11 protein-coding genes are annotated in these 9950 nt (G+C 62.6%); 3 read left to right on the top strand and 8 right to left on the bottom strand.

The genetic code is table 11. The annotated features are described in order from the left end of the window. Window positions 1–288: hypothetical protein (locus WB528_RS19815; protein WP_423890105.1), on the bottom strand; the 288-nt coding region annotated here is incomplete at its 3' end. Window positions 289–441: 153 nt separating this feature from the next. Here WB528_RS19815 and WB528_RS19810 point away from each other — a divergent pair. The 3 genes from WB528_RS19810 to aroQ all read left to right on the top strand — a co-directional run bounded on the left by WB528_RS19810 (window position 442) and on the right by aroQ (window position 2882). Further along, on the top strand, window positions 442–1452 hold the full coding sequence (locus tag WB528_RS19810; RefSeq protein ID WP_423890104.1) for a Bug family tripartite tricarboxylate transporter substrate binding protein: 1011 nt from the start codon (window positions 442–444) through the stop codon (window positions 1450–1452). Window positions 1453–1634: 182 nt separating this feature from the next. Next, window positions 1635–2321 carry a cyclase family protein gene (locus WB528_RS19805; protein WP_423890103.1) on the top strand — a complete coding sequence of 229 codons (687 nt, stop codon included), beginning with the start codon at window positions 1635–1637 and terminating at the stop codon, window positions 2319–2321. A gap of 120 nt (window positions 2322–2441) precedes the next feature. Further along, window positions 2442–2882, top strand: coding sequence for a type II 3-dehydroquinate dehydratase (gene aroQ, locus WB528_RS19800; protein ID WP_423890102.1), 441 nt, complete (start codon window positions 2442–2444; stop codon window positions 2880–2882). Between the two features lie 15 nt (window positions 2883–2897). On the opposite strand, the gene WB528_RS19795 is transcribed toward aroQ, so the two are convergent. From WB528_RS19795 to WB528_RS19765, 7 genes are all read right to left on the bottom strand, one after another. Next, window positions 2898–3824: a glycerophosphodiester phosphodiesterase gene (locus WB528_RS19795; protein WP_423890101.1), complete on the bottom strand. Its 927-nt coding sequence runs from the start codon at window positions 3822–3824 to the stop codon at window positions 2898–2900. Between the two features lie 124 nt (window positions 3825–3948). Continuing rightward, window positions 3949–5061 carry an NADH:flavin oxidoreductase/NADH oxidase gene (locus WB528_RS19790; RefSeq protein ID WP_423890099.1) on the bottom strand — a complete coding sequence of 371 codons (1113 nt, stop codon included), beginning with the start codon at window positions 5059–5061 and terminating at the stop codon, window positions 3949–3951. Between the two features lie 110 nt (window positions 5062–5171). Further along, complete coding sequence (locus tag WB528_RS19785) at window positions 5172–6134, bottom strand: Bug family tripartite tricarboxylate transporter substrate binding protein (protein WP_423890098.1); 963 nt, start codon at window positions 6132–6134, stop codon at window positions 5172–5174. A 3-nt stretch (window positions 6135–6137) separates the two neighbouring features. Continuing rightward, window positions 6138–7100: an esterase-like activity of phytase family protein gene (locus WB528_RS19780; RefSeq protein WP_423890095.1), complete on the bottom strand. Its 963-nt coding sequence runs from the start codon at window positions 7098–7100 to the stop codon at window positions 6138–6140. A 135-nt stretch (window positions 7101–7235) separates the two neighbouring features. Beyond that, on the bottom strand, window positions 7236–9137 hold the full coding sequence (gene cobT / locus WB528_RS19775; protein WP_423890094.1) for a cobaltochelatase subunit CobT: 1902 nt from the start codon (window positions 9135–9137) through the stop codon (window positions 7236–7238). Then, window positions 9134–9544, bottom strand: a complete 411-nt coding sequence (locus tag WB528_RS19770) for a GNAT family N-acetyltransferase (RefSeq protein WP_423890092.1) — start codon at window positions 9542–9544, stop codon at window positions 9134–9136. The genes cobT and WB528_RS19770 overlap by 4 nt, the downstream gene beginning before the upstream one ends. 4 nt (window positions 9545–9548) lie before the next feature. Next, window positions 9549–9950: CbbQ/NirQ/NorQ C-terminal domain-containing protein (locus WB528_RS19765; protein WP_423890091.1), on the bottom strand; the 402-nt coding region annotated here is incomplete at its 5' end.

The raw sequence follows: 9950 nt of genomic DNA, 5'->3' as shown, positions 1-9950 counted from the left end.
GTTAAAACCATTCGCGCGGGGAATGCCGGGTGAAACCGGTGTGACCGTGGTGACTAACTCGCCGTGCTTTTTATTTTTCGCACGCGAGGCTTCGGGCGCAGCGAGCGCCCGGCATTCCCTGCGCCCTTGTTTTCGAGGGGCGGAATTTTTTGCAATGCCTCGGGCGCAGCGCGCCGCGGGAATGCGATCGTGTGTTTTGGCTTTTGCACCGTCGTCCCGGCCTTGAGCCGGGACCCATAACCACAGGTTTGCGTTAGGGCGCGAAAGCCGTCGACAGGCGTCTTTCAAAACAGGCGCCGCGGCGTATGGGTCCCTGCTTTCGCAGGGACGACGTTGGGAGCAAGTTTCGCGAGGCCATCGAGAAACCCAATCAAGGGCTCGAATTAACCTCCCAACTATGATGTGATGCAAAAAACCGAAGAAACGTCGGGGAGTAAAATCGTGCCAAACCACAAAAATCCGCCGCCCTCACGCCGCCAGATCCTGAAGACCGCCGGCCTGGCGGCGAGTGCAGCGACCTTCTCGACATTTGGAACGAAGCGGGCCGCGGCGACAGGCTATCCGGAGCGGACGATCAAGATCATTGTGCCGTTTGCGCCAGCGGGCCCGACCGACGTGATGGCGCGCATCCTGGGGCAAAGTCTCGCCGATGCGTTGCCGGGTAATGTCATTGTGGAGAACCGCCCCGGCGCCAGCGGCAATCTCGGAATCGGCTACGTCGCGCATGCGGAGGCCGACGGCTATACGCTGCTCGTCACCTCCAGCGCCTATGTCGTCAACCCGAGCCTGTTTGCGAAGATTCCCTACAATCCGTTCAGGGATTTCGCGCCGATCACCGAACTCGGCACCACGCCCAACATGATCGTGGTGTCGCCGAAGCTCGGCGTCAATTCGATCGCCGAGTTGTTCGCGCGCGCCAAGGCGAAGCCCGACGAGCTGAACTATGCGAGCCCGGGTGCGGGCACCACGCCGCATCTTTCCGCCGAGCTGCTCAAGATCGTCGGCGGCGTCGAAATCACCCACGTACCGTTTTCCGGTGCGGCCCCCGCGATCCAGGCGCTGCTTGCCGGCACCACGCAAATGGCGGTCGCGGCTCTGCCGGCGGCATTGCCCTGTGTGCAGTCGGGCGAAATCAAGGCGCTCACCGGCACCGGCGAGCACCGCTGGCCCGATCTGCCTGATGTGCCCACCATGATCGAGCTTGGCTACAGGGACTTTATCGCCGAAACCGCCCAGTTCTTCTTTGCACCGGCCAAAACTCCGCCGGACATCGTGCAAAAACTGGCGGCGAAATCAATCGAGGTGCTGAAGCAGCCCGCCGTCGTCGCGAAATTGCGCGACAACGGTTATGAAGTCGTCACCCACGGCCCGGATGGCTTGCGCAAATACATCGAAACCGAAGTGCCGAAATGGCGCGATGTCATCGCCAAGGCGGGCATCAAGCCGGTGTGATATGAGGGTAAAGTGAGCGAAACAACTGGATAATGTCGTCCCTGCGAACGCAGGGACCCATAACCACCACTCTTTGTTTGGAGAAGAAAAGCCGGCGGCCATCGTACTAAAATGACAACGCCGCGGCGTATGGGTCCCTGCGAACGCAGCGACGACATACACCTTTCAGGGAAGGACTGTTTGTGAAGATTGTCGACCTCAGCCGCGAGCTCTATCACCGCACGCCGAATTATCCCGGCCATTCCGCGATCATTCACGGCGTGTGGAAGACGCATGAAGAGTCGTTTGCGGACAGCGGCAATGTGCACGGTCTCGCGTCGATGTATTTTGCCATGCCCGACCATGGCGGCACCCATATCGACGCGCCCCGGCATTTCGACACGCGCGGCGAGGGGATCGACAAATATCCGCTGGAAAAATGCATCGTGCCGGGCATCTGCATCGACCTGCGCCACATCGCGCCGCGCGCCGAGATCGCGCCTTCTGACCTCGAGGCCGCGGTCAAGAAATCAGGCCATCCGGTGCCGAAGGGCGGCACAGTGCTCTTGTGCACCGGCCATCACGAGCGAACCTTTCCGCGCAAGGAATACGGGACGGAAAATTCCGGCGTGAACGTGAAGGCGACCGAATGGCTCGCCGAAAAGGGCGTGGTGCATTTCGGCATCGATTCGATGCGGCCGGGGCCCGACGGCAAGGAAAACCTGCTGGTGCACAAGGCCTGTTTCGAACTCGGCATCACCCACATCGAAAGCCTGTGCAATCTCGAGACGTTGTTGGGCGCGGGTCCCTTCACCTTTATCGGCCTGCCGCTGAAATGGCGTGGCGGCACGGCCTCGCCGATTCGCGCCGTCGCGGTATTCGGGATGTGAGATGCATGGCCGAAGGAATGGGATCGACCCGTGCCTCCTTCACCTCTCCGCTTGTGGGAGAGGGGGCTCACTTCCGTCGCTGTTGCAGGTCGTTCCAAACTCCAGCTTGAAAGGCGCGCCATGAAACGAGTGATGATCCTCAACGGCCCGAATCTCAATCTGCTCGGCGTGCGCGAGCCGCATATTTACGGCACCACTACGCTTGAGCAGATCAAACAGAATTGCGAGCGCGAGGCGAGCTCGCTCGGCCTCACTATCACCTTTCACCAGTCCAACCACGAGGGCGAGCTTGTGGATCTGATACAGTCGGCGCGCGAGATGGCCGACGCCGTCATCATCAACCCCGCCGCCTATTCCTTCACCTCGATTGCGATGGTCGATGCGATCAAGGCGTTCGAGGGCCCGGTGCTGGAAGTGCACATTTCCAACATCCACGCCCGCGACGAACATCACCGTCACTCGAAGATTTCCCACGCCGCGACCGCGGTGATCTGCGGGCTCGGTCCTTACGGCTACGTCGCGGCCTTGCGTGCGCTCGCGGAGATGCCGAAGAAGGCGTGATCGATGCTACGGACGCTACGGCGTCACCGGAAATGCCGCCGGCAGCGCGATGCCCTCCTCGGCCGCGACCTTGCGCAAGAGATCCGGCCGGTCGGAGATAATGCCATCGACGCCCATCCCGATCAGGCGCGCCATGTCCTCCGGCTGGTTCGCGGTCCAGACCACAACCTTGAGACCGAGCGCATGGGATTCCGCCATCAGCGCCGGCGTGACGTCGCGGGCATAGGGCGACCAGAACGCGCCGCCCGCCGCCTTGATCGTGCGCGGGATCGATCTTCCATGCTCGGCCGGGTTGAAGCCGGCCGTCCATTCCGAGGCCTTGTCCGAAAAAACTGTCGGATCCCTTCCCGATTGCACCGTCAGATAGACGGTGGGGATTTCAGGCGCGAGCTTCTGCACAAGCTGCAACGTCCGCCAATCGAACGACTGCACCATGACGCGGTCCTCGAACTTCTCGGTGCGCAGGAGGTCGAGCAGCAGCGTGACGAAGCGTTCAGGCGGCGGCGATTCGTCGGGGTGGTTCGGATCGATCTTGGTTTCGACGTTGAGGCGCACCTGGCCATCGCCGGACCGGCGCACCAGGTCGATCAGGTCCTTCAACGTGGGGATTCGCGTTCCCGGTACCGCATGCTGATCGGGAAATTGCGCGGCATAGGTGCTGCCGGGACGGATCTGCCCGACGTCGAATTGCTTCACCTCGTCGAGCGAAAGTTGAACGAAGGGGATGCCGGGCGCGGCGACATATTTGCCGTCGGGGCCACGCGCGAGATCGGGGTTCAGTCCGCGTTCATGGGAAATCACCAGCACGCCATCGCGCGTCACGCCGACATCGAGCTCCAGCGTGGAGACGCCCATCGAGAGCGCATTGGCAAATGAGACCAGCGTGTTTTCCGGAAACAGCGCGCGGCCGCCGCGATGGGCCTCGATGTCGAACCCGGACATTCTCACGTCTTTCCCGCTCGCTTGTTCCGCGCCCACGGCCGTTCCGGCGATCAACGTTATGACCGCCAGAATAGCCACGCAACGAAGAACCATGATCGGCCGCCGAGCGACGACTAGCACAATTCTACCGCGCGCCGAATCGCGTTTCGCCGAACAGCGCCTTTTGCGAAGCGGGCTGCGAGCGCCAGTATTGCGGCGGGGCATACGCCTCGCCGCCGAGTTGGGCCGCGGCGTGCCAGCCCCAGCGCGGGTCGTAAAGCATGCCGCGGGCGAGTGCGACCATATCGGCCTTGCCGGAAGCGACGATCTCTTCGGCGTGGCTCGCTTCCGTGATCAGGCCGACCGCCATGGTGGTCACCCCGGTCGCCTCCTTGATCGCTTGCGCAAACGGCAGCTGATAGCCGGGCGCCAGCGGAATTTTCTGTTGCGGCGATACGCCGCCGGAAGAAACGTCGATCCAGTCGACCCCGCGCTTCTTCAATTCCCTGGCGAACTCGATGGTCTGCTCGATATCCCAGCCGCCCTCGACCCAATCGGTCGCCGAGACCTTGATCCCAACCGGCTTCTTCGAGGGAAATACTCCGCGGACGGCGTCGAATACTTCGAGCGGGTAACGCATCCGGTTTTGCAGGGAGCCGCCATACTTGTCGTTACGCCGGTTCGAGATCGGCGACAGGAACTGATGCAACAGGTAGCCGTGTGCGCAATGCAGCTCGATGGCGTCGATGCCAAGGCGGTTCGCGCGCCGCGCCGATTCCACGAAGGCATCGCGGATACGCTTGAGCCCCACCGGATCAAGCACCAGCGGTTTCAGCTCGCCCTCCTTGTGCGCGACCTCGGAGGGGCCCACCGTCTGCCATCCTCGCTCGGCAAGCGGTATCTGTTGCCCCCCATCCCAGGGCTTGTGGCTCGATCCCTTGCGGCCGGCGTGGGCCAACTGGATCGCGATCGCAATCGTCGAGTGCCGGCGGGCCGAAGCAAGCACCGGCCGCAGCGCCGTCTCGGTTGCGTCGTTCCACAGACCGAGGCATCCCGGCGTAATGCGGCCGATCGCTTCGACATGGGTCGCCTCCACACAGAACATCCCCGCACCCGACAGCGCGAGATTGTTGATATGGGTGAAATGCCATTCGTTCGCTTTACCGTCCTCAGCCGAGTACTGGCACATCGGCGCAACCATGATGCGGTTCGGAAGCGCCAGGTCGCGCAGACGGATAGGGGAAAACAGCGCGCTCATGAAACGGCATCCGGCAATGGAAATAGGTCGCTGGCTACGATCTATAGTTCACCCCGATGATGAACGTCGAATGTCGAATGCGTAGAACGGGCTTCCGTAAACGCAATGGTCTACGGTTTGATCCCCGCGGCCTTGATCAGCTCGAGATTGTCCGCAATCTCGTGCGCCACGAACGCATCCATCTCCGCCGGCGTCATCGGGAACGGCTCGACACCCAGCTTCGTCAGGCTCTCCTGCATAGACGGCTCGGCCAGGAGCTTTATTCCCGCATCGTGAAACCGCTCGACGACATCGCGCGGCGTCTTCGCCGGCATGAAAACGCCCAGCCAGAATACGCTTTCTGCATTTTTCAGGCCCGCTTCCGCCGGGGTCGGCACGTCAGGCAAATCGGCCGAGCGCTTCGGCGTCGAGATCACGAGCGCGTGTACACGGCCCTCCCTGATCAGCGGCAGCGCGGTGGCAAGCGGGCAAAAGTAGAAATCGATTCGGCCGCCCAAAATATCGGCAACCACTTCGGCGCCGCCGCGATAGGGAACATGGGTGGTTTCGATCCCGGCGGCGAGACGGAATTTTTCCGCGCTGATGTGTGTCGCACTGCCAACGCCGGCCGAGCCAAAGACAATCGAGCCGGGCCTTGCCCTGGCGTCCGCGATGAAGTCCTGCACGGTTTTCCATGGCCGCGACACCGGCACGATCATCACATTGGCGCTGACGCCGATCATCAAGGCCGAGGCCAGGTCTTTCGTGATGTCGAAGGGCAATTTCGGATAGATCGCGGGCGAAATCGACAGCGCCGAGGATTGGGCGAGCACGTTGTAGCCGTCCGCCTCCGCCTTCGCGACGGCCGCGGTGCCGATCGTGCCGCCGGCGCCGGGCCGATTTTCCACCACGATGGCCTGGCCGAGTTCGGCAGCCAGCCGGTCGAACACCACGCGCGGCACGACGTCGGCAGCACTTCCGGCGCCAAACGGGATCGTCACCTTGATCAGGCGCGATGGCCAGGGTTCGGCTTGTACGGCGGAGACCGCAAGCACAACTGCCGCAACCATCGCCCATCCCACCACCTTGCCCATCCGTTATCCATCCAACGTAAATTGCAGCAGCAGGGTGCGCTGGATTGGCGAGAAATTGTCGTCGGACACCATCGTCAGCACGGTCTCGCCCTCTTCCGTGACATGGGCGTCAATGCCTTCCATGTTATCGACCTCATTAGCGAGATCGGCTTCGAAAATCGAGGGGCCGTCGATTACGGCCCCCGGCGCCACCGACTTGAGCGGGATGCGCCGGATGCGAATGCCAATTCCGGATAGCCAGGAAAATTTCCGCTCCAGGATCAGGAGATCGCCGGTCGGCAACAGTGTGGCATCACTGATATCGAATTCCTCGCTGCGGCGAACGCTGAACTGTCCTGGTGTCGAACCGCCGACCAGAAACGCGATGAGATTGCCGCTGGCGTCGAGGCCGCGCTCGGACATCGCAATCAGCGTTCCCGCCAGCGGCTGGCCTTTCGGTACGAATACCAGCGCTTCCAGTCCCTTGTTGTTTGGCAATTTACTCGCCGCCTTCGGCAGCGGCGCGACTTCGCCCCGCGCGCGGGTAAAGTCCTTGCTGAAATCGAAGCGCAGAACTTTGTTGATGCGCTCGAAGCCGATGTACACAAACGAGCCATCCAGCGCGATCGATTCCGAATCGAACCAGCCGCGGGCGGTGATGGGCTTGCCGTCAGGCCCCCGCATCGGCGCCGACTCGACATCGGCGAGCCCCGTCATTGCGCGGCCTTCATACGAGATGCGCCCGGTGAACCAGTGGCCGCGATCGCTGAAGGAAATGAAGCGCTCGCCTTTCAGATCGAGCCGCAACCCCGACAATCCGCCGAAACGCGGAAAGGACGAGGTCAGGACCAGCCCGCTTCGATATCCCAGTGAGCCGAAACGCACCCGGTCATGGTCGTGGCGATCGAACCAGGGGATGGAACGGGCTTTGACCTCGATCGATATGGGAGCATCGGTTGAGGCATCGCTGGCCGAACCAGGCGACATCGGAGGCGCTATGAATTGCGCCCGCGCAATGCCGGAAGCGGCTATGGCGGAAAGACCCGCCCCCGCAACTCCTTGGAGGAAACCGCGCCGGGACCTGCCGAAGCCCGCAGTTTTTCCGTGCAGAATCACACGGGATCACGAGTGCAGCCGGCGCCGGGAACCTGTTGGAGCCGGCGCGGCGCCATGGGTCTCGCTGAAGAGTTCGGCCAGCTTCTCGGTGATGGCGCCGCCAAGCTCCTCGGCATCCACGATGGTGACCGCGCGGCGGTAGTATCGCGTGACGTCGTGGCCGATACCGATCGCGATCAGTTCGACCGGCGAGCGGGTCTCGATCTCCTCGATGATATGGCGCAGATGCCGCTCCAGGTAATTGCCCGGATTGACCGACAGCGTGGAGTCATCGACCGGCGCGCCGTCGGAAATCATCATCAGGATCTTGCGCTGCTCGGTCCGGCCGAGCAGGCGCTTGTGCGCCCAGTCGAGCGCCTCGCCGTCGATGTTTTCCTTCAGCAGGCCCTCGCGCATCATCAGGCCGAGATTCTTGCGGGCCCGTCGCCAGGGCGCGTCGGCCGACTTGTAGATGATGTGCCGGAGATCGTTGAGACGGCCGGGATTGGGCGGCTTGCCGGCGGCAAGCCACGCCTCGCGCGACTGTCCGCCCTTCCAGGCGCGGGTGGTGAAGCCCAGGATTTCCACCTTCACGCCGCACCGCTCCAGCGTGCGCGCCAGAATATCCGCGCAGGTCGCGGCGACCGTGATGGGGCGGCCGCGCATCGAGCCGGAATTGTCGAGCAGCAGCGTGACGACGGTGTCGCGGAAGGTCGCTTCCTTCTCATGCATGAACGACAGCGGATGATAGGGATCGGTCACGACCCGCGACAGGCGGGCGGGATCGAGAATGCCTTCCTCGAGATCGAATTCCCAGGCGCGGTTCTGCTGGGCCATCAAGCGCCGTTGCAGGCGGTTGGCGAGCCGCGCAACGATGCCTTGCAGATGCGCGAGCTGCTTGTCGAGATAGCTGCGCAACCGCTCGAGCTCATCGTGGTCGCAAAGGTCTTCCGCCGCGATAACCTCGTCGAACTTCGGCGCAAAGGCATGGTATTCGGGGCCCCGCGGCTCGTTCTGGCTGCGCGCGTTCGGCCGGGTCGCCTCGCCCGGCGTCTCGTCGTCGCCAAGGTCACCGTCGTCGAACGTATCGGACGTCGAGGCCTGCGCGCTCTCCATCGCACTGTCCGACATCTCTTCGGTGGTGGCTTGCGCCTGATCGGCACTCATCTCCTGCGCGGCGTCGGACTCCGGCGAACCGTCGGCGCCGGATTGATCGTTCTCGCCGTCGCGGCTGTCGTCCTGGTTCTCGTCCTCATCGGCCTCGGCGTTCCGGTCGTCGCCCAGTTCAAGCGCCGTCAACAAATCATGTACCGCATCGCCGAACTTCAATTGGTCTTCGGCGACACGGTCGAGCCGGTCGAGCCGCGCGCCGATCTTGTCTTCCAGGATCGGACGCCAGAGGTCGACCATCTTGCGTGCCGCCGCCGGCGGCGCGAGTCCGGTCAGCCGCTCGCGCACCAGCATTGCCAGCGCGTCGGACAACGGAGCGTCGGCACGATCGGTAATCTCGTCGAATTTTCCACGGTGGAAATGATCGTCGAGCATCGCCGTGAGATTCTTCGCAACGCCCGCCATCCGCCGCGAGCCGAGCGCTTCGACCCGGGCCTGCTCGATGGCTTCGAACACCCCGCGCGCCTGAGGATTTCCGGGCATCAGCTTGCGATGAACCTTCGGGTCGTGACAAGCGAGCTTCAGCGCGATGGAGTCGGCATGGCCGCGCACGATGGCGGCGTCACGCCTCGACATCTTGCGCGGTGGCTCCGGCAATCGCGCCTTGCCGGGCGACAGGCCCGGCCGCTCGGCGGCAAACGACACCTCGAGCTCCGGCTTTTTCGCAATCGCGCGCAGGCATGCCGCTACCGAGCGCTTGAAAGGCTCGGTCGGCGCTTCCTTCGGTCCAGTGCGAAACTTGCTGTTGGATGTGGTCATAGTGTCTTCGTGAGCCAGTGCCGCGTGACGCCGCCGGGATACCCTTCAATCGAACCGAATTCCTTGTAGCCGCAGGTGCGGTAAAAACCGGGAGCCTGGAAGCTCATCGTATCGACATAGGCACGGGTCGCCCCGAAACGCCTTGCCTCGACCTCGATCGCCTTGATCAACTTCGCCCCAAAGCCCTTGCGACGCAAATGCTGCTCCAGCCAGAAAAATTGTATGAACAACACCGCGGTCCAAACCTCACCGACGATACCGCCAACAATCGCATTCCCCTCACGCAACGAGACGGCAAGCCGCTTGTATTTTTGCTTGCCCATCTTATCGTTGTTGTAACGGATCAATCCGCCGAGCACCGCCTTCTTCGTCTTTCCGATCGTGCGCTCGACCGAAATCGAAGGCATGGAACTAGCTCAACGCTACATTGACGGCGGATTCGGCGAGTTCCGTATTGAAGCAGCGCTGATAGAATTCCGCCACCAGCGGCCGCTCCAGCTCGTCACACTTGTTGAGGAAGGTGACGCGGAAGGCAAAGCCGATATCGCTGAAAATGTCGGCGTTCTCCGCCCAGGTGATCACGGTGCGCGGGCTCATCACCGTCGACAGATCGCCGTTGGCAAATGCGTTGCGGGTGAGATCGGCCAGCCGCACCATCTTGTTGACGATATCGCGGCCTTCCTGGGTGCGATAGTGATGGGCCTTCGCCAGCACGATCTCCACTTCCTCGTCATGCGCGAGATAGTTGAGCGTGGTGACGATCGACCAGCGGTCCATCTGGCCCTGGTTGATCTGCTGGGTGCCGTGATAGAG

The sequence above is a fragment of the Bradyrhizobium sp. genome (assembly GCF_049586575.1).
GTDB lineage: Bacteria > Pseudomonadota > Alphaproteobacteria > Rhizobiales > Xanthobacteraceae > Bradyrhizobium.
This window is presented reverse-complemented; position numbering and strand designations above follow the sequence as displayed.